This is a genomic window from Anaerovibrio sp. (assembly GCF_045637405.1).
GTDB lineage: Bacteria > Bacillota > Negativicutes > Selenomonadales > Selenomonadaceae > Anaerovibrio.
The window spans coordinates 23549-44984 of record NZ_JAZTZI010000088.1 but is presented as its reverse complement, the minus strand read 5'-3'; the positions used below and the strand labels follow the sequence as shown (position 1 = coordinate 44984).

Annotated in this window: 21 protein-coding genes and 1 pseudogene; all 22 read left to right on the top strand. The window is 45.1% G+C overall.

What is annotated here, in order from left to right:
* Window positions 1–218 precede the first annotated feature (218 nt).
* Window positions 219–833: pseudogene (locus ACKI5G_RS06430) on the top strand (malate dehydrogenase); the annotation flags it as partial.
* A 224-nt stretch (window positions 834–1057) separates the two neighbouring features.
* A complete protein-coding gene (locus tag ACKI5G_RS06425; protein WP_407398724.1) occupies window positions 1058–1321 on the top strand; it encodes a hypothetical protein in 264 nt (87 codons plus the stop codon).
* Window positions 1322–1858: a tRNA adenosine(34) deaminase TadA gene (tadA, locus tag ACKI5G_RS06420; RefSeq protein ID WP_407398722.1), complete on the top strand. Its 537-nt coding sequence runs from the start codon at window positions 1322–1324 to the stop codon at window positions 1856–1858.
* 109 nt (window positions 1859–1967) lie between these two features.
* Window positions 1968–3242 (top strand): dicarboxylate/amino acid:cation symporter, encoded by a 1275-nt coding sequence (locus ACKI5G_RS06415; RefSeq protein WP_407398720.1) that lies wholly within the window; start codon window positions 1968–1970, stop codon window positions 3240–3242.
* Between the two features lie 113 nt (window positions 3243–3355).
* Entirely contained in the window at window positions 3356–4486 is a 1131-nt protein-coding gene (locus ACKI5G_RS06410) for an HAD family hydrolase (protein WP_407398718.1), read from the top strand.
* Window positions 4487–4525: 39 nt separating this feature from the next.
* On the top strand, window positions 4526–5230 hold the full coding sequence (locus ACKI5G_RS06405) for a tetratricopeptide repeat protein (RefSeq protein ID WP_407398717.1): 705 nt from the start codon (window positions 4526–4528) through the stop codon (window positions 5228–5230).
* Between the two features lie 172 nt (window positions 5231–5402).
* Window positions 5403–6281 (top strand): 4-(cytidine 5'-diphospho)-2-C-methyl-D-erythritol kinase, encoded by an 879-nt coding sequence (gene ispE / locus ACKI5G_RS06400; RefSeq protein ID WP_407398715.1) that lies wholly within the window; start codon window positions 5403–5405, stop codon window positions 6279–6281.
* 2 nt (window positions 6282–6283) lie between these two features.
* Window positions 6284–6973, top strand: a complete 690-nt coding sequence (locus tag ACKI5G_RS06395; RefSeq protein WP_027397316.1) for a GntR family transcriptional regulator — start codon at window positions 6284–6286, stop codon at window positions 6971–6973.
* 32 nt (window positions 6974–7005) lie between these two features.
* Entirely contained in the window at window positions 7006–8373 is a 1368-nt protein-coding gene (gene glmU, locus ACKI5G_RS06390) for a bifunctional UDP-N-acetylglucosamine diphosphorylase/glucosamine-1-phosphate N-acetyltransferase GlmU (protein ID WP_276839820.1), read from the top strand.
* A 119-nt stretch (window positions 8374–8492) separates the two neighbouring features.
* The gene (locus tag ACKI5G_RS06385; protein ID WP_407398712.1) at window positions 8493–9443 is read left to right on the top strand and encodes a ribose-phosphate diphosphokinase; all 951 of its coding nucleotides are present in this window, start codon (window positions 8493–8495) and stop codon (window positions 9441–9443) included.
* Between the two features lie 70 nt (window positions 9444–9513).
* On the top strand, window positions 9514–10680 hold the full coding sequence (locus tag ACKI5G_RS06380; protein WP_407398710.1) for an aminotransferase class I/II-fold pyridoxal phosphate-dependent enzyme: 1167 nt from the start codon (window positions 9514–9516) through the stop codon (window positions 10678–10680).
* Between the two features lie 139 nt (window positions 10681–10819).
* Window positions 10820–12325, top strand: coding sequence for a Na+/H+ antiporter NhaC family protein (locus tag ACKI5G_RS06375; RefSeq protein WP_407398708.1), 1506 nt, complete (start codon window positions 10820–10822; stop codon window positions 12323–12325).
* 129 nt (window positions 12326–12454) lie between these two features.
* Entirely contained in the window at window positions 12455–12862 is a 408-nt protein-coding gene (locus tag ACKI5G_RS06370) for an acyl-CoA thioesterase (RefSeq protein WP_407398706.1), read from the top strand.
* A 37-nt stretch (window positions 12863–12899) separates the two neighbouring features.
* Complete coding sequence (locus tag ACKI5G_RS06365; protein WP_407398704.1) at window positions 12900–13460, top strand: hypothetical protein; 561 nt, start codon at window positions 12900–12902, stop codon at window positions 13458–13460.
* Between the two features lie 14 nt (window positions 13461–13474).
* Window positions 13475–14143, top strand: coding sequence for a F420-0:Gamma-glutamyl ligase (locus ACKI5G_RS06360; RefSeq protein WP_407398702.1), 669 nt, complete (start codon window positions 13475–13477; stop codon window positions 14141–14143).
* Window positions 14144–14200: 57 nt separating this feature from the next.
* Complete coding sequence (gene rph, locus ACKI5G_RS06355; protein ID WP_407398700.1) at window positions 14201–14944, top strand: ribonuclease PH; 744 nt, start codon at window positions 14201–14203, stop codon at window positions 14942–14944.
* Window positions 14945–15172: 228 nt separating this feature from the next.
* Window positions 15173–16015 carry a fumarate hydratase gene (locus tag ACKI5G_RS06350; protein WP_407398698.1) on the top strand — a complete coding sequence of 281 codons (843 nt, stop codon included), beginning with the start codon at window positions 15173–15175 and terminating at the stop codon, window positions 16013–16015.
* Window positions 16016–16032: 17 nt separating this feature from the next.
* The gene (locus ACKI5G_RS06345) at window positions 16033–16590 is read left to right on the top strand and encodes a Fe-S-containing hydro-lyase (protein WP_407398696.1); all 558 of its coding nucleotides are present in this window, start codon (window positions 16033–16035) and stop codon (window positions 16588–16590) included.
* A 45-nt stretch (window positions 16591–16635) separates the two neighbouring features.
* Entirely contained in the window at window positions 16636–17256 is a 621-nt protein-coding gene (locus ACKI5G_RS06340) for a succinate dehydrogenase (RefSeq protein ID WP_407398694.1), read from the top strand.
* A gap of 100 nt (window positions 17257–17356) precedes the next feature.
* Window positions 17357–19111 (top strand): succinate dehydrogenase flavoprotein subunit, encoded by a 1755-nt coding sequence (sdhA, locus tag ACKI5G_RS06335; protein WP_407398726.1) that lies wholly within the window; start codon window positions 17357–17359, stop codon window positions 19109–19111.
* A 17-nt stretch (window positions 19112–19128) separates the two neighbouring features.
* Window positions 19129–19884, top strand: coding sequence for a succinate dehydrogenase iron-sulfur subunit (gene sdhB / locus ACKI5G_RS06330; protein WP_407398692.1), 756 nt, complete (start codon window positions 19129–19131; stop codon window positions 19882–19884).
* A gap of 159 nt (window positions 19885–20043) precedes the next feature.
* Window positions 20044–21435, top strand: a complete 1392-nt coding sequence (amrA, locus tag ACKI5G_RS06325) for an AmmeMemoRadiSam system protein A (RefSeq protein WP_407398690.1) — start codon at window positions 20044–20046, stop codon at window positions 21433–21435.
* Window position 21436 lies beyond the last annotated feature (1 nt).

Below are 21436 nucleotides of genomic sequence, written 5' to 3'. Positions count from 1 at the left end.
TTCATGTCATTTTTCCTTTCTCACTTTTATGTGATTTAACAAACTATCTCTTCTACATATAAATTGAATAAGTAATTCACATAATCACTTTCTTCAAATAATCTTTGTGATGTGAAATCTCCATATTTTTGAATAAGTTCACCTATCGTTATTTCTTTTGCTTTTTGTAAAGCAACGATATCACTTTCTTGTATTCTTCTTATGATTTCTAAAGAAGAATCTTCATTGTTATTTCCAATCCTATGGATGCAATGACTTATTTGGCATTTAAGAACTCTGGCCTTCCTAAGAACAAGGTTATCGGTATGGGTGGCATGTTGGACAGCTCCCGTTTCCGTTATTTCCTTTCCCTTGCTCTGAAGGAAAAGGGCTATCCTGCTACTCCTACTGATATTGATGGTATGGTTATCGGTGGTCATAGTGACAAGACTATGGTTCCACTTGGATCTATCGCTACATACAAAGGTATCCCTGTTACTCAGTTCTTGTCTGATGCTGAGCTGGAGGATGCGATTGCAAAGACTAAGGTTGGCGGCGCTACACTGACCGGTCTGTTGGGCACTTCCGCTTGGTATGCTCCAGGCGCTGCTGCTGGTGAGCTGGTTAAGTCCATCATCACTGATGGCAAGAAGCTCATTCCTTGCTGCGTATACCTCGAGGGTGAGTATGGCGAGGATGACCTCTGCATCGGCGTTCCAGTTATTCTGGGCGAGAACGGCATTGAGAAGATTGTTGAGCTGAAGCTCGAGGGCAAGGAGAAAGAGCGTTTCGCTGAGTCCGTACAGGCAGCTCGCAACACTCAGAACAACCTGGGCGATGCACTGAAGAAGTAATTTTACTTCTAAACATCACATTTAATATGTACATGAAAGGTCTGCAGATTCCTGTGGGCCTTTTTTGTATATTTGAAAAGGATAAAAGTATACATGAATTTTTCAGAAAATAATGTTAATTTATAGGTAAATAGTACCGATATATGTGGCAAGAAGAGATAATTATTTAATTTTGGGGGCTTATGGTCGATGGTTTATTAAATTAAAAAAGTGAGGTGATCATCATGTTAGAGAAAATTGAGAGAGTAGCAAGAGTAAAAGGCGTTGACTGTGATGTGAACAGCCCATTCCTGCGGAAAAATAATCGTGATGATCAGGACAATGGTAAATCCCCGTTTCACAAGATGCTGAATGAAAAGATGAGACAGCAGAGGGAGGAGCCTCCGGTTTCTGAGGCTTACGTGCTGGATTGCCAGCAGGTAACCCAGTCATTATTCTATCAGGGTGGCGTGGATTTGCGATTCTTTAGAGGAGGAGCTGAAGCGTAAATGATATTAGATGACGAAAAGTATATGAATCTTGCCCTGGCTGAAGCTCAGAAGGCTTACGAGCTCGGGGAAGTTCCTATAGGTGCCGTCCTTGTGGCCAAGGACGGCACTACTGTTTCTGTGGGACATAATCTGCGTGAAACAGCTAAAGATGCCACAGCCCATGCGGAGATAGAGGCTATACGGGCGGCAAATAAAAAACTGGACAGGTGGCGTCTTTCCGGCACTACTCTTTATGTGACCATAGAGCCTTGTCCTATGTGTGCCGGGGCCATTGTGAATAGCCGTATAGATCGGGTGGTATACGGTGGCGCAGATATTAAGGCTGGGGCAGTGCATTCTATTTTTAATGTGCTGACCAACAGTAATCTTAACCATCAGACGGAGGTTACGGCAGGGGTACTGGAGGATAGATGCTGTGGCATAATGAAGGATTTTTTTAAGATGCGAAGGGAACAGAATAAAAAGAGAAAACAAAACAATACTTTGAGTTGTGAAAAAATAGACAAAGACACCTGTACTCTTGAAAAAGAATGATAAAATATTAATTGACAATTATATATTTTTTGAGTATGATACTAAGCATATTACATACAAAACCGACTAAAAGGGTTGGTAATGTATGAGAAGAAAGAGGGGGAAGGATATGTCTAGTGAAAATGATGTTCAGAAGAAGGCTCAGGAGGCCATAAAGCAGACTGATCAAAAGGCTCAGATAAAACAGATGATTTTATGGTTTTCAGCACTGATTGTGGGTGGAGCCTTGGGGTGGCTTAATATTCCTGTGCTTAACGATTTGTTCAATTTCGTTGCCACCGTATTTACCCGCCTGTTCCAGTTTGTGGCAGTTCCAACAATTGCTCTGGCAGTTATAACCACCTTGGCAACATTGGGCACCAAGAAGGAAACAGGCCGAATTTTTGGTCATGCTGTGGTATACACCATGCTTACCACCATTGCGGCAGCAGCTGTGGGCTTGGCATTATACATTTTTATTGCTCCGGAAAATCTGCCAGCAGATGTTATTGGTGCGGGAGTTGCTGAGGTACCAGATAAGTTGGGCAAGCTGTCATATTATGATCACTTTCTGTCAGTAATTCCGAACAATTTACTTCAGCCGTTTTTAGCTGGCAATGTGTTATCTATTCTCTTAATTGCCTTTGCTATAGGTCTTGGCTTGGCTCACATGGCAAAAACAGAAAATGTACAGATACTTATAAAGGCGATAAATGGTCTTCAGGAATTGCTTTTTACTCTGATAAGAGGCATTGTTTACGTGTTACCAATCGGTATTGTTGCCTTTGCTGGTCAGCTTGCTGCCCAGATTGAGGCCGGTGTAATCGTAGGCTCCCTTGGTAAATATGTGGCTGTGGTTATGGGTGGAAACGTAATCCAGTTCTTCATTGTTTTGCCAATCTTCCTGCTTCTCAGGGGTCTTAATCCATTTACCGTATTCAAGAAGATGTCCCCGGCGTTGGCAGTGGCACTTTTCACCAAGAGCTCTGCCGCAACATTGCCTGTTACCATGGCATCAGCTGAGGATAACTTAAAGGTAAACAAGAAGGTTTCCCGCTTTGTTTTGCCAATCTGTACAACAATCAATATGAATGGTTGCGCTGCATTTATTTTGGTAACTTCATTGTTCGTAATGCAGAATGCGGGCTTTGAGCTTTCCATGGGAACTATGATCACCTGGCTTTTTGTGGCAGTGTTCGCCGCAGTGGGGAATGCAGGTGTGCCAATGGGATGTTATTTCCTCACATTGTCCCTTATGTCCTCTATGGGAGCGCCACTGGGAATTATGGGTGTGATTCTTCCAATTTACACTATTATTGATATGATAGAAACTGCAGAAAATGTTTGGTCTGACTCCTGTGTATGTGCTATGACCAACAATGATCTGAAGGATTCTCTTGATTAAAAAATAATCTATGTTTTTAGTTAAGTCGGTTACTGAAAGGTGACCGACTTTTTCTTCGCCTATTGACTTTTATGGTACCTGCTACCATAATTATTTGGTAGGAGTTGGTAACAATGTTTGATATGTTTCTTGAAAATAGAATTGTATTTTATGGCATGATTGCCGGGATTTTTATAGTGGTAAACGGGCTGGCTTATCTATTATTGAAGTATATTCTTCCTTGGCAGGCTATGAGGACCTTGAAAAAGTTCAAGATTCATGCCAAGAGCCGCAAGCTGCTTCCGTTGTTAAATCTTACTGGACAACTGGTAATGGGCCTTTCCGGTGCTGTTACCAAGGGAGTGCCAATGGTTTATGATATTATTCCCGCTGGTATTGCCCCTTCAAAGATGATGACCATTGCGGCATCTGCTGAGGCGGGGGTACAGCATCCTTTGGCTGATGCAATAGCCGAGTGGGCTGACGAAAAACACCTTGAACTTTCTGAGGCGTCTGCCAGCAATGTGGTTCCTGGAAAGGGCGTTGAGGCACTCATTAATCATCAGGAGGTAAGAGTCGGTACGGCGGCCTTTTTACAGGACCATGATGTAAAAATTCCTGCGGAAATATTGACCAGAGCCGATCAGCTGGCAGGCAAGGGAAATGTGGTTTCCTTTGTGAGCATTGGCGGTTTTTGCCGTGGCTTTATTGTATTCAGTGATGCATTGCGGCCAACTGTTCCCGGTGCTGTTCAGACCCTTAGGGATTATGGAATTTCCACTGTTATTATGACCAGTGCTGCTGGCAGCACTGCCCGTAATATTGCACGACAGGCCGGTATTAATAATGTTAATGCAGAAATGGATACCATGGAGAAGGCCAAGAAGATTACTATAATGAAGACCTCTGATTCACTAATTGGAGCTGTGGCCACCACCAGTAATACTCAGGTCTTGGCCCAGTCAGCGGATATCAGCTTCGCTCTCAGCATTACGGAGCAGTCCTTAAAGGAGCAGTGTGATGTTTATGTGGACAGCGTTGATTTCGGTAATATAATGAGTGCAGTGGATATTGCCAGATATACATACAGTAAGCGAAAAACAGGTATCGTTGTTACGGTGCTGTTTAATCTTGTTTTAGGTGCCATTACCAGCTATATTGTGGCTGAGTCAGCTCTGCCGTTTTTTGCGCCAGTGCTGCCGATTATGGCAGGAGTGCTTTTCCTCATTGGTATTATTGCCAACCAATTTACTTATGGTTATTGATGGTAAAATAGATTTAGATGCGTAAGGAGTTACATTTTTATGGATAAAGAAGAATTTTCAGAATTAGTAAATATTGTTCTTGATAATACCGCCCGTCCACCACAGGAGCTTTTTGCCAATGGCTATGATGATTGGCATTGTCGTGCCCGTTTAGGGCATTTTCTTGCCATGCCGGAATTTAATCGTCTGGATGCTGCCAAGGAGCTGTTTATGTCTGTGCTGGACGTGGAGCCTGACGAGGAAAACAGCCAGGATGTGGAGGAGAAGGCCTATGCTCTTCAACACCTTAGCCAGGTGGAGAAGGATCAGAAGATTTATAACAAGGCTCTTGAGCACATCAATATGGCTATTGAAACGGCAGAATCCTATGATTATCTTTACAAATATATACTTAGAGGTGAGCTTTGGGCTCAGCGCTGGAATATTATGCATCTCATGAAGCAGACTGAGGATGCTGAGGCTGAGGTGGATGAGCGTATTGAGGTGTTCAAGGACATTCCTATAGAGCATAACAGCTATCTGTATTATGGTTACCGCTTCAAGGCCCAGCTGGCGGCTGAGCGGGGAGTACCATTGGTGGCCAAGGATTATATGCACATGGCACTTCACAATATGGAGATTACCGAACAGTACAAAAAACGGTTGGATCAGGCATTTGCTGCTACCCATGAAAATATTTCCTGGATTTTGTCAGAAATTGACAAGGCAACACCTAATCCTGATAATTTGCACTGGGACATCTGACATTTATAAGGAAAGGTGGAAGGTATATAGAATGACGTATTTTGCGTCGGTACTTAACGAACAGCAGGTGAGTTTAGTATCCGCTACGCAAACTAGTGAGCGGGAGCGTTCATGAGATGTACCTTCCACCTGGACTTGAGCTATTAAGTAAATGTTTAAAGGAGTGGGAACTGTGAGTTCCAATAAAATCGAAATACAGGCGAATGCCAAAATTAATTTGACATTGGACATTTTGGGCACCAGAGATGATGGCTACCATGAGGTGGCTATGGTTATGCAGGAGGTAAGCCTTCACGACAACCTATATATGGAAAAGACAGATGGTGGTATTGAGCTTGAAATTCCGGGCTCTGACCTGCCTGCTGATAATACCAATCTGTGCTATAGGGCAGCTGCACTTGTTATGGAGGAGTGCGGTCTTAATGCTGGGGTGAAAATAACCTTGGATAAGCATATACCCATTGCTGCAGGTCTGGCAGGAGGGTCATCTGATGCGGCGGCTGTTCTGAAGGGAATGAATCAACTTTACAGCTTAAAAATGTCTGAGGAACGGCTTTGTGAATTAGGGGCACGTCTTGGTTCAGATATTCCTTTCTGCATAATGGGAGGCACCATGTTGTCCACTGGCCGGGGGGAAATTTTGGAGCGTTTGCCGGATTTCCCGGAGGTGGATATCGTTTTGGCAAAGCCTAAGGTGGGAGTATCTACTGCCTGGGCCTACAAGACCTACGATGCGGGCTATACTGGTCCTCACCCTGATAACAAGGCCATGATAGAAGCTATAGAGCATGGTGATGTTTTATCTGCAAGTAAATTGTTGTGTAATGTGTTGGAAAGTGTTACTATAGACAAGTATGCCATTATCGACAGATATAAGAAGGAAATGTTGGATAAAGGGGCACTGGCCAGTATGATGTCGGGCAGCGGTCCTACTGTATTCGGTATTGCTCCTGACGACTCTGTGGCAAAGAAAATGGCAGCGGCGGTTAAAAACATAGATAATGAGGCGGCTGTATTTACAGCGAAAACAGTTGGCAGAAATAGAGGTTAATTATGGACACTAAATTATCACCTATTAAATTGGATAGCTATCAGCCTCTACGTGAGGTAGTTTGTGAAACCCTCAGGGATGCTATTCGCAAGGGGAAATTGAAGCCCGGCGAAAGACTTATGGAAAGCCAGTTGGCAGAGGATTTAGGTGTCAGCCGTACCCCTGTAAGGGAAGCAATCCGCAAGCTGGAGCTGGAGGGCTATGTTATAATGATGCCCCGTCGTGGAACCTATGTGGCTAATTTGTCCATCAGGGATGTAAATGAGGTTTTTGAAATCCGTACTTCCCTTGATTCTTTGGCCAGCGGTTTGGCCGCAGAACGCATTACCGATGAGGAGCTGGAAAGATTACAGCGTCTATTGGTAGCCATCGGAGGATATATTGAGGAAAATGATATGGACAAAATCGTTGAGTGCGATACTGAGTTCCATGATCTTTTGTATCAGGCAAGCCGCAATTCCCGTTTGGTAGGTATAATTTTCAATCTTCGTGAACAGCTCACCAGATTCCGTTCCACCTCCATGGCCTTTCCAGGACGTCTGAAGGCAACCTTGGAGGAGCATCGTCGCATTGTGGAGGCCATTGCCCAGGGGGATGTGGCAGAAGCCCGTGCGGCTGCTGAGTATCACATGGAAAAGTCTGAGCAGACTCTTTTAGAGAGCATGGAAGCCATGAAAAATCGGGGAAAATAATCTTATATATAAAAAATTGGAGGCAATCTTTAATGCTGGATTTAGTAACAGTAATTTTAGCGGCAGGCAAGGGCACAAGAATGAAGTCCAAGCTGCCAAAGGTTTTACATAAAGTAGCGGGTAAGTCTATGCTGCAGCACGTTCTTGATGCTGCAACCAAGGCTGGTTCCAAGCGCAATGTTGTTGTCGTAGGCTTTGGTGGAGATACTGTTAAGGAAGCTATTGGGGACCAGGCTGAGTTTGTGGTACAGGCTGAGCAGCTGGGAACTGGTCATGCGGTAAAGCAGGCTGCACCACTTCTTTCAAAGGAAAATGGTACTGTTATGGTGCTTTGTGGTGATACCCCATTGGTTACTGCCGATCTTATCAGCAAGCTCTACGAGGGTCATAAGGCTGCTGGTGCCAAGGCAACTGTGCTCACTGCCATTATGCCGGATGCCACTGGTTATGGACGTATTATCCGTACTGCTGAAGGTGATGTTGCCCGTATCGTTGAACAGAAGGATGCCACTGAGGAGGAACGCCAGGTTAAGGAGGTAAACTCCGGCATTTATTGCTTTGAGTGCAAGGACTTGTTTGAGGCTCTGGAGAAGGTGGGCTGTGATAATGCCCAGGGTGAATATTACCTTCCGGACGTATTGGGAATTCTCCGTGAGCAGGGTGAGAAAATCTGGGCTGTGGCTGCAGATGATTATGAGTCCACTTTGGGCATAAATTCCCGCGTTCAGCTTTCCGGAGCAGAGAAGATTCTCCGTCGCCGCAAGAATATTGAATTGATGGATAACGGAGTAACCCTTATGGATCCAGACAGCACCTTTGTGGATGCTGATGTTGAGGTAGGGCCGGATACAGTTATCTATCCGTTCACCTGGCTGGAGGGCAATACTAAAATTGGTGCCAATTGCGAAATCGGTCCTAACTGCCGTTTTAGTAATGTAACTATTGGGGATGGTGTGAAAGGCCACTTCGCTTATGGTCATGACTGTATCGTTGATGATGGTGTTGATTTTGGTCCTTATGTTCACCTTCGTCCTAATACTCATATTGGTAAGGACGTTCATATTGGAAACTTTGTTGAGGTTAAGAATTCCAACATCGGTGAGGGTACCAAGCTGCCTCATCTCCAGTATATTGGTGATGCTGATGTGGGAAGCCATGTAAATTGTGGCTGTGGTACTGTTACCGTTAACTACGATGGAAAAAACAAGCATCGTACTGTTATTGGTGACAATGCCTTTGTGGGGTGCCAGACAGCATTGGTGGCTCCTGTAACAGTTGGTGAGGGCGCATATATTGGTGCCGGTTCCACTATTACCAAGGATATTCCAGCCTCTGATTTGGCTATTGCCAGGGCCCACCAAAAAAATATAACTGGTTGGGCAGATAAACGAAAAAATTAAAGTGGATATTTCAGTGGTTTACTGATAATATATATACGGAAATTTTTTGCTAGGACATTCTGGCAGGATAATTTTCCGAAAGAAATTTGTTTTATTAAAGTTTGGAGGCTTTATAAAAAATGTCACAATCTGCAAAGAGTAACATGCGTCTTTTAGCTGGTAATGCGAACCCGGAGCTGGCTCAGGAAATTGCCGAGCACCTTGGTATCAGCCTTATCGAGGCTCAGGTGGGCCATTTCAACAATGGTGAAATCCAGGTTATGATCAGTGAAAGTATTCGCGGTAAGGATATCTTCATTATCCAGCCTACCAGCCAGCCAGTTAATGAGAATCTGATGGAGCTTCTCATTATGACTGATGCTTGTAAGCGTGCATCTGCTCATAGCGTAACTGCCGTTGTTCCTTATTATGCTTATGCCCGTCAGGATCGTAAGACCCGTGGCCGTGAGCCTATTTCCGCAAAGCTGGTTGCAAATCTGATGCAGTCTGCTGGCTTGGACCGTGTAGTTACTGTTGATCTTCATGCTGGTCAGATTCAGGGCTTCTTTGATATTCCAGTTGACCATTTGGCAGCGGCTCCTGCAATGGCTGAGTATTTCAAGGAGCTTAACCTTGAGGATGCTATTGTGGTATCCCCTGACCTTGGCGGTGTTACCCGTGCCCGTAAAATGGCTGATTTGCTTGATGTTGGCATTGCCATTGTGGAGAAGCGTCGTCCACGTCCTGGTTGTGCAGAGGTTATGAATCTCATCGGTGATGTTAAGGGCAAGACCTGTATCATGATTGATGATATGGTTGATACTGCTGGTTCCCTGTGCGAGGGTGCCAAGGCTCTGAAGAAGCTGGGTGCCAAGGAGGTTTATGCTTGCTGCTCCCATGGTATCTTAACTGATCCTGCTGTACAGCGTATAAATGACTCTGTTATTAAGCAGCTTGTTATTACCAATACTATTCCATTGGCTCCGGAGAAGCGTTCCAATAAGATTGTAACCATTTCTCTGGCTCCTATGTTGGCTGAGTTCATTGATTGTATTTACAACAATGGCTCTGTAAGTAAGCTCTTCAAATAATAATTAAATAATGCAAGGGGCGAATCTCGGTTCGCCCTTTTCGTTTAGCAATAATTTTGGGGTGATAATAATGGAATTTGCAAAAAGAATGGAACAGTTTGGAGAAGGGGTTTTCTCCAGATTGGCAGAAATGCGCAAGGCACGTGTGGCTGCCGGCAAAAATGTCATTGACCTGAGTATCGGTGCGCCTAATATTCCACCGGCCAAACGTATTATGGAAGCGATGGCCAAGGCCGTAATGAATCCGGCCAATTATGTGTATGCCATTTCTGACAGAAAGGGTATGCTGGATGCTGTGGCCCAGTGGTATCAGCGTCGCTACAATGTAACTTTGGATCCTGATACAGAAATTTGCTCTCTTTTGGGATCCCAGGATGGATTGGCCCATATTGCCCTTTCAATTTTGGATCCAGGGGATATTATGATGGTTCCGGATCCATGCTATCCTATTTTTGCAGATGGTCCACGAATTGCCGGGGCTGAGCTTTATTATATGCCTCAGAAAAAAGAGCATGATTATGTGATTCAGCTTAAGGATATTCCGGAGGAAGTGGCCCGTAAGGCCAAATTTATGTTGGTTTCCTATCCTAATAACCCTACTGCTGCTATGGCACCGATAGAGTTCTACAAGGAGCTTATTGCGTTCGCAAAAAAATATGACATCATTGTTTTGCATGATAATGCTTACAGCGAGCTGGTATTTGATGGCCGTGAATGGGGGAGCTTTTTGGAGCTTCCTGGTGCCAAGGAGGTTGGAGTGGAGTTTAACTCCTTGTCAAAGACCTACGGCCTGGCCGGTGCCCGCATAGGCTACTGCCTTGGTAATTCCAAGGTTGTTGGTATGCTAAAGACACTGAAATCAAACATGGATTACGGAATGTTTTTGCCAATTCAGGCGGCGGCTATTGAGGCGATTTCCGGGGATCAGTCCATTGTGGCTGAAACCAGGGCAGCTTACGAGCGTCGTCGTGATGTTCTCTGTGATGGCCTCATAGAAGCCGGCTGGCAGATGGATAAGCCACCTGGAACTATGTTTGTATGGGCACCAATTCCAGCCTATTATGAAAATTCTGAGGCCTTTGTTAAGGATTTGCTGGATAAGACAGGGGTGCTGGTAACTCCTGGTAGTGCCTTTGGACCTTCCGGGGAAGGCTATGTTCGTATGGCACTGGTACAGTCTGAGGAGGACATGCAGCGGGCTGTGGAAGAGGTAAAGAAATCCGGCATTTTTGACTGATGTAGTCTGTCAATGGACTTTTGCTATGCTTAATTGTTATATTAAGTATCCGAAATATATATTTTTAGTTGAGAAAAAATGTATTTTGTATTAAAATAAATGAGTATTTATTCTCAATAAAAGAAAGTAGGAAAAACACATGGTAGAATCTGTATGGTCAATATTGCCACCTATAATCACTATTGTGCTGGCATTGGCGACAAAGGAAGTGTATATGTCACTGCTTATCGGTATTTTATCCGGTGCTTTGTTATATACAAATTTCAATGTTATTGAAGCAGTTATGACGATGTTTGATGTGCTGGCCGACAAGGTGGGCGGAAACGTCAATATACTGGTATTTTTGGTAATTCTTGGTATTATCGTAGCTGCCATTACCCGCTCCGGAGCTACCCGGGCATATGGTGAGTGGGCAGCGGAGAATATCAAGGGACGCCGCAGTGCAATGCTGCTTACCGCTTTTTTGGGTATCGTTATTTTTATTGACGATTATTTCAACTGTCTGACTGTAGGTACTGTAATGCGTCCGATTACAGATAAATTCAAGATTTCCCGGGCGAAGCTGGCCTATATTATTGATGCCACTGCGGCACCAATTTGTATTTTGGCTCCTGTATCCAGCTGGGCAGCAGCTGTAGGCTCTTCTTTGCCGGAGGACAGTACAATAGACGGTTTTGGCCTTTTCCTGCAGACAATCCCATTTAATCTTTATGCATTACTGACTATGGCATTTATGGTGTTCATCATTGTTTCCCAGCGTGATGTGTTTGCAATGGCGGCTTATGTCAAGAAAAACCAGGAGAACTTCATTGTTCCTAAGGAATATCGTGATTGTGAGCAGGAAGGACCTGCCGGTAACGGCCGGATTATTGACCTTATTCTGCCACTGCTTGTTCTGATTGGGGCATGTATATATGGTATGCTTTACACCGGCGGCATCAATGAAGGAAAGACAATTGCCGAGGCTTTTGCTGACTGCGACAGCTCCAAGGGATTGGTATTTGGTTCCTTTACTGCCTTTGTATTTACTGCGTTGTTGTATCTGCCACGGCGTGTTATAACCTTTAAGTCCTTCTGCGAAACCTTCGTTCAGGGCTTCAAGGCCATGACTCCTGCCAATCTGATTCTCTGCTTTGCATGGACTCTGTCCGGCATCTGCAGCGAGAAGTATTTGAATTTGGGTGGCTATGTAGGTATGCTGGTAAGTGCAAATGCTGATGTGGTTATGTTCCTGCCAGTTATCTTCTTTGTGGTAGCAATTATTTTGGCTTTTGCTACTGGCACCTCATGGGGTACCTTTGGTATTCTCATTCCGATTGCGGTAGCTGTCATTGGACCAAATGATGCTAATATGCTGGCAATTACAGTAGCGGCAATTCTATCCGGTGCTGTAGGGGGCGACCACGCATCGCCGATTTCCGATACCACTATTCTGGCCTCTGCCGGTGCCCAGTGCAGTCATCTGGATCACGTAGGAACTCAGATTCCGTATGTGCTGATTGTTGCCAGTGCCAGCTTCGTCGGTTATATGGTTGATGGCTATACCATGAATGGCTGGTATGGTCTGGGCACTGCGGCTGCTATTTTGGCAGTGGTTATGGTTATAATCTGTGCCAAGGTTAAGCCTGTGGACGTGGATCATTGATTTTTATTTTTTATATCATTACAACACCTGTGCTTTTTGTGCAGGTGTTTTATTTTCGCCTTGACATTCAGTTGGTATAGTTTTATTCTAAATAAGTTGTAAAAGAATGAAAAATGAGGAGATGATGTTGTGGTCACAACAGTACGCCACAAGGTTAACTTTTATGACACGGATGCTATGTCTGTGGTGCACCATTCAAATTACATTAGATGGTTTGAAATTGGTCGTGTGGAATTTCTCCGTGAGGCAGGCATTACACTGAATCAGTTGATGGATGACGGCTTTGTTTTCCCCATTACAGAGGTTAGTGCCAAATATGTCAATTCTGCAAAATTTGATGATGAACTGATTATCGAAACAACACCAGAGGCTCTTACCAAGGCAAAGATGGCCTTTACCTATCGTATTTTACGGGCATCTGATGATACTCTGCTGGTAAGCGGCAGAACACAGAACGTGTTTACTTCAATGGAGACCGGCAAGATTACCCGTTTGCCGGATGCTTACTATAACAAATTAAAGGCTATGCTTGATTGAGCCATAATGAAGCATTAGTAATTTGGAGGAATAATTTATGGAAACCATTTTATTATGTATTATCGCTATTGCAGTTCTGGTTGTAGCTCTGGTGAAATTGTATTTTTCCCATTTGGGAATTGAGGAGATTATTGCCAAGACAGACAGCAGAACTGATTTTAAGGTTGATGAACAGACTGAGGACAGCCTGACCTTCAGTACCGATATTGAGTTCGTGAATGAAGGCAAGCAGTGTGCAACATTAATGGATTGTTTTGTGCGTCCACAGCTTCCTTATGAGCAGTATGATGGCCTTGAGCTTAAGGGTCATGCAGAGCTTTTGTCAGCTCCCCGTGAGGATGATTATTTTGAGGCGTATATTATTCAGAGAAAAGGCTATGAGAACAATCTTGACCATGCCTTTATTAAAGCTCAGGTTAAGTTGACTGCCCGTCATGGTATGACTATAAAAGAAGCTATTTCTAAAATGCCTGACTTCAATTTCCAGATTATTTGGCTGGAAACCGGTCGTCGTGTGGCCAACTATCGTCAGGTGCGTATTGAGGTACCTGCGGCAGAGCTGGCCAAGCTTGCCGGTACAGAACTGGTGGAAGCATAAGGAGGGCATTTGAGATGAGTAATGATGTAAAAATTGAACTGATTCCAATTCCTACCAGGATTCTCACTGATAAGGATAATATTATTGATACAGTTGAGCGTTATACCAAGGGCAAGATTGGACCGGATGATGTAATTTCCGTGGCAGAAAGTGTAGTGGCAATTACCCAGGGGCGTGCAGTTCGTCCGGAGGATTTGAATATTACCAGGGTGGCTCGTTTCTGCTGCCGATTTATTCCTGATTATGGCTCCTTGGCCAGCCCACACGGAATGCAGTCCCTGATGGATGTGGAAGGTAAGTGGCGCGTAGCTGGGGCGTTGTTCCTGGGCTTTTTCGGTAAATTGGTTGGTGCCAATGGCTTATTCTACAAGTGGGGCGGTGAGCAGACAGCTCTTATTGATGATGTTACCGGTACTATGCCACCATTTGACAAGCACATTGTTTATGGTCCAAAGGATCCTGACAAGGTTGTGGAACAGCTCAAGGAGCGTCTTGGCTGCTTTGGCGGTCTTATTGCTGACGTAAATGACTTGAAGCGTTCCCGTGTAGTAGGTCAGTCCAAGGGCCTCAATGGCCTTATGGCGGCTAATCTTCTGATCGATAATCCTTTTGGTAACGCTTCCCAGAAGACCCCAATTGTTATTATCAAGAACTTTAGACAGTACCAGGAACAGAATAGTTAAGATTTTAGTGCCCCGTCGCCCATATAGGTGGCGGGGATTTTTTCTAAGGAGGAAAATATGGAAAGAAAAGATGGCCGTAAGAATGACCAGCTCCGTAAATACAAAATAAACCGTCATTTTCAGATTCACCCCGCCGGCTCCGTTCTTATTGAAATGGGCAACACCAAGGTGATTTGTGCTGCAACTATCGAGGACCGCGTGCCCAGCTTTTTAAAGGGAACAGGAGAAGGATGGCTTACAGCTGAATATTCCCTGTTGCCAAGTGCTACCAATACCCGTACTTCCAGAGAGGCTGCCCGTGGAAAGCAAACTGGCCGTACCCAGGAAATTCAGCGCCTCATTGGCCGTAGCTTGCGTTCTGTTATGGATTTAAAGGCTTTGGGAGAAAGAACTGTTACTGTTGACTGTGATGTTATCCAGGCGGATGGCGGTACTCGTACTGCTTCTATTACAGGTGCATTTATAGCAGTGGTGGAGGCCTGTGCAACCATTTATGATGGCACTAAGCCTTTCCCTGTAAAAGATTTTTTGTCTGCCATCAGCGTGGGAATTTCAGCATCGGGTGAGCCTGTACTTGATTTAAATTATGAGGAGGACTCCAGCTGTATTGTGGACATGAATGTGGTGCGTACTGGCATGGGCCAGTTCGTGGAGGTTCAGGGTACCGGCGAGGGCAGACCGTTTAGTCGTGACGAAATGGATAATTTACTTGCACTGGCAGAAAAAGGCACCGATGAACTTATATCCTATGAAAAGGATATTTTGGGCAATGATTTAGTTTGGAAAGTTGGTCGGGAATAAAAAGTTTTATTTTTTTTTTCGTCGGTAAAATATGCTAATGATAAGGCGAATATTATATAAACACCGATTATCACTGAATTGTCAGACGACCAAGCAAAAATTACGAATACCATTCATCTTTTTAGTGGCAAACCCTTGTGGTTATTGGCTTGAAAGCACATTAAAAGTATGATAATATGAGATATGTATGCGAGTGTAATTTTTTTATTATATTAGGGAGGGTTTAATTTGCGTACGATCAATGTTGAACAGATCACAGCAGAAGTAGCGCAGATGTGTAAGGAAGCTGCCTACTATTTACCTCAGGACGTGTATGAAGCTCTTAAAAAGGGCCGTGAGACAGAAGAGTCTCCAGTTGGTCAGGTTGTTCTTGATCAGATCATTCGCAACTCTGAGATTGCTAGAGCTGAGGATCGTCCTATCTGCCAGGATACTGGTATGACCATTATTTTCCTTGAGGTAGGTCAGGATCTTCATATCGAAGGTGGCGATCTGACAGAAGCTATCAACGCTGGCGTTGCTAAGGGCTACACTGAGGGTTATCTCCGCAAGTCCGTTGTTGCTGAGCCTTTATTTGACCGTAAGAACACTCAGAACAACACACCAGCTATTATTTATACCAAGATTGTACCAGGCGATCAGCTTAAGATTGAGCTGACCTGCAAGGGCTTTGGTTCCGAGAACAAGGGCGGTATCAAGATGCTGGTTCCTGCTGATGGCGTTGAGGGTGTTAAGAAGGCTGTTCTGGATATTATCCAGCATGCAAGCTGTAACCCATGTCCACCAATGGTTGTTGGTGTAGGTATCGGCGGCACTATGGATCAGGCTGCTTATCTTTCCAAGCGCGCTCTCATGCGTAAGATTACTGAGCGTAATGCTCATCCTGATTACGCTGAACTGGAGAACGAGCTCCTCGGCCTTATTAACAAGACCGGTATCGGTCCTCAGCTTGGCGGTACTACTTCCGCATTGGCTGTAAACATCGAGTGGGGTCCTACTCATATTGCCGGCCTGCCAGTAGCAGTTACCATCTGCTGCCATGCTTGCCGTCATTCCCATCGTGTTCTTTAATATAGGAGGTTTATATAATGGCTGAGACAATTCGTATAACTACTCCTCTTAAAGAAGAGGATTCCCGCAAGCTGCGTGCTGGCGACAGCGTGCTCATTACCGGTACTATCTACAGTGCCCGTGATGCTGCACACAAGGTTATGACTGAGGCTCTGGCTCGTGGTGAGAAATTGCCAATCGACTGGAATAATCAGATAGTTTACTATCTTGGTCCTACACCTGCAAAGCCAGGCGATCCAATCGGTTCCTGCGGTCCTACTACTGCTGGTCGTATGGATGCGTATACCCCTACCATGCTTGAGCAGGGTATCAAGGGTATGATCGGTAAGGGTTCCCGTGCTCCAGAGGTAGTTGAGTCCATGAAGGAAAACGGCGTTACTTACTTCGCTGCTGTTGGTGGTGCTGCTGCCCTCATCGCAAAATCCGTTAAGAAGTACACCGTTATCGCTTACCCTGAGCTGGGCCCAGAGGCTCTTGCTGCTCTTGAGGTTGAGGATTTCCCAGCAATCGTAGTTATCGATTCTGAGGGTAATGACTATTACGAGATTGGTCAGAAACCATATCGTAAGTTATGATATTAAATACTTTCCTGTGTGAAAGAAAATTTTAGGAGGTCAAGAATGATTAACGTATCTTTTTATCTTCGTCGACTGCATTCCCTGTGCGGACTTGTAATGCTCGGCGGTGTGCTGATTGAGCATTTGCTCACAAATGCATCAGCAATGGGCGGCCCAGAGGTGTTCAATAACGGCTTAGCAATGATGGAGCAGATTCCTCAGCCAATTTTCCTCGGCATTGAGATCTGCCTCTACGCTGTACCTATCCTGTTCCATGGTATCTACGGTGTATATATTGCTATGCAGGCTAAGAACAACCCTAGTGAGTACGGTTATTCCCGTAACTGGAAGTTCGCTCTCCAGAGATGGACTGCTTGGTATTTGGTAGTATTCCTCATCTGGCATGTTGGTTACCTTCGTATTTACACTAAGGGCATCTTGGGTGAGCATATCAGCTATGCTTTGGTTCAGTCCACTTTGGCTAATCCAGTTGTATTTGCTTTGTATGCTCTTGGTATGTTTGCTGCAATTTTCCATTTCTGCAATGGTATTACTACCTTCTGCATGACTTGGGGTATCACCAAGGGACCTCGTTCCCAGTGTGTTGTTGACAAGGGTGCTATGGGTCTGTGTGCCCTCATGTGCCTCTTCACTTTGGCATTCATGTCTTCTTACTTCATGTAATAAAGTAAGAGTGTCGTAGTAGTAAAGATTTATTTATAAGGAGAGAACCTACGTGGCTAAAAATAAGATTATTGTAGTAGGTGGCGGCTTATCAGGTCTGATGGCTACCCTTAAAATTTGTGAAGCTGGCGGCGAAGTAGATTTATTCTCTTACTGCCCAGTAAAGCGTTCTCACTCCCTCTGTGCACAGGGTGGTATTAATGCCTGCATGGATACCAAGGGTGAGCACGATTCCATCTATGAGCATTTCGATGACACCGTATACGGTGGTGACTTCCTGGCTGACCAGCTGGCTGTTAAGGGCATGGTTGAGGCAGCTCCAAAGCTCATCAAGATGTTTGACCGTATGGGTGTACCTTTCACCCGTACTCCAGAAGGTGTTCTTGACCTCCGTAACTTCGGTGGCCAGAAGAACAAGCGTACCTGCTTTGCTGGTTCCACCACTGGTCAGCAGCTCCTCTATGCTCTTGACGAGCAGGTTCGTCGTTGGGAAGTTAAGGGCGGCGTAACCAAGTACGAGTTCTGGGAATTCGTAAAGATCTTCAAGGATAAGAATGGTGTTTGCCGTGGTATCATTGCTCAGAGCATGAACTCCATGGAAATCAAGGCTTTCAAGGCTGATGTTGTTATTCTTGCAACCGGTGGCCCTGGTCAGGTATTTGGCCGTTGCACCGCTTCCACTATTTGTAATGGTTCTGCAGTTTCTGCAGTTTATCAGCAGGGCGCAAAGATTGCCAACCCTGAGTTCATTCAGATTCATCCAACCGCAATCCCAGGCTCCGATAAGAACCGTCTGATGTCAGAGGCTTGCCGCGGTGAGGGTGGTCGTGTATGGGTTTACAGAGATGGTAAGCCTTGGTACTTCCTTGAGGATATGTACCCAGCTTATGGTAACCTGGTACCTCGTGACGTAGCATCCCGTGCTATTTTCAAGGTTTGCGTTCACATGGACCTCGGTATTAACCATGACCGTCGTGTATACCTCGATCTGTCCCACATTCCTGCAGATTATCTGGAGCGTAAGCTGGGCGGTATTATCGAGATTTACACTGAGTTCGTTGGTAAGGATCCTCGTAAGGTTCCAATGGAGATTTTCCCTTCCGTTCATTACTCCATGGGCGGTATCTATGTAGATAGAAAGCATTTCACCAACATTCCTGGCCTCATGGCTTCCGGTGAGTGCGACCATCAGTATCATGGTGCAAACCGTCTTGGTGCCAACTCTCTGCTGTCCGCTGCTTACTCCGGTACCGTTTCCGGTCCAGAGGCTATGAAGTGGGCTAAGGAGAACGTATCCAAGCTGTGCGAGATCTCCGATGCTGAAATCGAGGCTGCACGCAAGGAAGTTCAGGATGAGTACGACAAGATCCGTCAGATGAACGGTCCTGAGAATGCTCATAAGCTCCATCAGGAGATGGGCGAAATCATGTACGAGTATGTATCCATCGAGCGTGATAACAATGGTCTGGATATCTGCCTCGGCAAGCTGAAGGAAATCCTGAAGCGTTGGGAGAACATCGGCGTAACTGACCATGGCAACTGGGCTAACCAGGAGGCTATGTTTGTTCGTCAGCTCCGTAACATGATTATCTATGCTATGGCTATCACCAAGTCTGCTCGTTCCCGTGATGAGTCCCGTGGTGCACATGCAAAGATTATGCTGGATGAAAATGGCAAGCGCATTGAGAAGGATGGCGAGTTACAGTTCTATCCTCGTAACGATGAGAAGTTCATGTTTACATCCGTTGTAAGCTTTGATGCAGCAACTGAGGAGCCAGTTGTAACTTATGAGGAGTTTGAGCACTCCCTCATTAAGGCACGTCCTCGTAACTACGCTGTTGCAAAGAAAGAGTAATAGGGGGATAAAATAGAATGGCAGAACAGAAGAAAACAGTTAAGTTTATTATTGAGCGTCAGGATAGCCCTACCAGCAAGCCTTACACTCAGGAGTTCGAGATTCCATATCGTCCTGCTCTGAATGTAGTAGCTTCCCTGATGGAAATCCAGAAGAACCCTGTAACTACTGATGGCAAGAAGGTTGCTCCAGTAGTTTGGGAGTGCAACTGTCTGGAGAAGGTTTGCGGCGCTTGTATGATGGTTATTAACGGTCGTGCCCGTCAGGCATGCTGCGCACTGATCGATGAGCTGGAGCAGCCAATTCGTCTGCAGCCAGCCAGAACATTCCCTGTAATCCGTGACCTCCTTATTGACCGTTCCGTAATGTTCGAGTCCCTCAAGCGCGTACAGGCTTGGGTTGAGGTTGATGGTTCCTGGGAAGTTAAGGATGCTCCTATCCAGAATCCTTACACTGCAACCACTGCTTATGAGATTTCTCACTGCATGACTTGCGGTTGCTGCTTGGAGGCTTGCCCTAACGTTGGTCCTCAGTCCGACTTTATCGGTGCATCTCCATCCGTACAGGCTTACCTGTTCAACCTCCATCCACTTGGAAAGTTCGACAAGGAAAAGCGTCTTGAGGCTCTCATGGGCAAGGGCGGTGTTACCAGCTGCGGTAACTCCCAGAACTGCGTAGAGGTTTGCCCTAAGAACATTAAGCTGACTACTTATTTGGCACAGCTGAACCGCGATGTAAATAAGCAGGCTCTTAAGAACATTTTCAATAAGTAATTGAATATTTGTTGAATAGAAATGACTGCCGTGTTGATTTCAACGTGGCAGTCTTTTTGTTATTATTACGGGGTCTGACATGGGAATATTAAACACAAAAAAGGACTTTGTTATAAGATGTCGTAATATAAAAGTAAAAAAGAATTTGGAGGTGTTCGTATGCCATTTCTTGGAGCATGTGTTGTGCCACATCCACCACTAATTTTGCCGGAGATTGGCAGAGGTGAGGAAAATAAAATTTCTGCTACTATAGAAGCATATAAGAGCGTAGCAGCCTGGATCGTGGAAAATAATCCTGACTTGGTGATTATTACCAGCCCTCATGCCACCATGTATGCTGATTATATCCAAATTTCCTCAGGCACCTTAGTAGAGGGTAGCTTTGCCAATTTTGGACATCCTGATTTGGCTTTCCATGCTGAATACGACGAGGAATTCATTCAGCAGGTGGCAAATACCGCCGAAGAAATAAAGCTGTCTGCGGGCACTCTGGGGCGCCAGGACAGCCACTTGGACCATGGGACAATGATTCCCCTGTATTTCCTCCAAAAGGCTGGATATAACGGGAAGATTGTGCGTATAGGTCTTTCCGGCCTTTCCAATATTCATCACTATACTTTAGGGGTACTTCTTAGGGAAACAGCGGATATTATGAATCGTCGCATGATGATAGTGGCCAGCGGTGATTTATCCCATAAGCTGAAGTCGGATGGCCCTTACGGTTTTGCCAAAGAGGGACCGGTTTTTGACCAGCGCATGGCAGAGTGCTTTTCCTCAGGAGATTTTCTGGAATTGCTCACAACTCCGTCCAAACTGGCAGAGGGTGCAGCAGAATGCGGTCTGCGTTCATTTTGGATAATGGCGGGAGCCTTTGATTGCCTGAATGTGGATGCAGAGCTGTTATCATGTGAGGGACCATTTGGTGTTGGCTATGGAGTGGCACGATTTACCCCTAAGGGAGAGAACGTCAAGCGCAACATAGGTGAGCAGGTTGTGGATTCTCATAAAAAGAGTATGGAAGAGCTACGGAAAAAAGAAGATGATTATTTAAGGCTGGCACGGAAAAGTCTGGAAAGCTATGTACGTTATCATAAACATATTGAAGTACCTAAAGGCTTGCCGGAGGAAATGATTAATACCAGGGCAGGTGCTTTTGTGTCCATAAAAAAAGCAGGTCAGCTTCGGGGATGTATAGGTACTATATTGCCTGTAAGGGATAGTCTGGCATCAGAAATTATTGCTAATGCAATATCAGCCGGAACTGGTGACCCGCGGTTCCCGGCAGTAACAGAGGATGAATTGGATGATTTGGTATATGATGTGGATGTGTTATCAGAGCCTGAGGCGATAGAAAGTCCTGCTCAGCTGGATGTGAAGCGATATGGCGTGATCGTGTCAAGTGAGGATGGGTATAGGAGAGGGCTTTTATTGCCAGACCTGGACGGTGTGGATACTGTGGAGGAGCAGATTTCCATTGCCAGACGCAAAGGCGGGATTTCACCTGCGGAAAAGGTAAAATTACAGCGGTTTGAAGTGACTAGACACGAATAAG

Coding starts and splice junctions, on each gene's coding strand:
- ACKI5G_RS06425 (WP_407398724.1), top strand. CDS start 1,058: ATGTTAGAGAAAATTGAGAGAGTAGCAAGAGTAAAAGGCGTTGACTGT.
- tadA (WP_407398722.1), top strand. CDS start 1,322: ATGATATTAGATGACGAAAAGTATATGAATCTTGCCCTGGCTGAAGCT.
- ACKI5G_RS06415 (WP_407398720.1), top strand. CDS start 1,968: ATGTCTAGTGAAAATGATGTTCAGAAGAAGGCTCAGGAGGCCATAAAG.
- ACKI5G_RS06410 (WP_407398718.1), top strand. CDS start 3,356: ATGTTTGATATGTTTCTTGAAAATAGAATTGTATTTTATGGCATGATT.
- ACKI5G_RS06405 (WP_407398717.1), top strand. CDS start 4,526: ATGGATAAAGAAGAATTTTCAGAATTAGTAAATATTGTTCTTGATAAT.
- ACKI5G_RS06395 (WP_027397316.1), top strand. CDS start 6,284: ATGGACACTAAATTATCACCTATTAAATTGGATAGCTATCAGCCTCTA.
- glmU (WP_276839820.1), top strand. CDS start 7,006: ATGCTGGATTTAGTAACAGTAATTTTAGCGGCAGGCAAGGGCACAAGA.
- ACKI5G_RS06385 (WP_407398712.1), top strand. CDS start 8,493: ATGTCACAATCTGCAAAGAGTAACATGCGTCTTTTAGCTGGTAATGCG.
- ACKI5G_RS06380 (WP_407398710.1), top strand. CDS start 9,514: ATGGAATTTGCAAAAAGAATGGAACAGTTTGGAGAAGGGGTTTTCTCC.
- ACKI5G_RS06375 (WP_407398708.1), top strand. CDS start 10,820: ATGGTAGAATCTGTATGGTCAATATTGCCACCTATAATCACTATTGTG.
- ACKI5G_RS06365 (WP_407398704.1), top strand. CDS start 12,900: ATGGAAACCATTTTATTATGTATTATCGCTATTGCAGTTCTGGTTGTA.
- ACKI5G_RS06360 (WP_407398702.1), top strand. CDS start 13,475: ATGAGTAATGATGTAAAAATTGAACTGATTCCAATTCCTACCAGGATT.
- rph (WP_407398700.1), top strand. CDS start 14,201: ATGGAAAGAAAAGATGGCCGTAAGAATGACCAGCTCCGTAAATACAAA.
- ACKI5G_RS06345 (WP_407398696.1), top strand. CDS start 16,033: ATGGCTGAGACAATTCGTATAACTACTCCTCTTAAAGAAGAGGATTCC.
- ACKI5G_RS06340 (WP_407398694.1), top strand. CDS start 16,636: ATGATTAACGTATCTTTTTATCTTCGTCGACTGCATTCCCTGTGCGGA.
- sdhA (WP_407398726.1), top strand. CDS start 17,357: ATGGCTACCCTTAAAATTTGTGAAGCTGGCGGCGAAGTAGATTTATTC.
- sdhB (WP_407398692.1), top strand. CDS start 19,129: ATGGCAGAACAGAAGAAAACAGTTAAGTTTATTATTGAGCGTCAGGAT.
- amrA (WP_407398690.1), top strand. CDS start 20,044: ATGCCATTTCTTGGAGCATGTGTTGTGCCACATCCACCACTAATTTTG.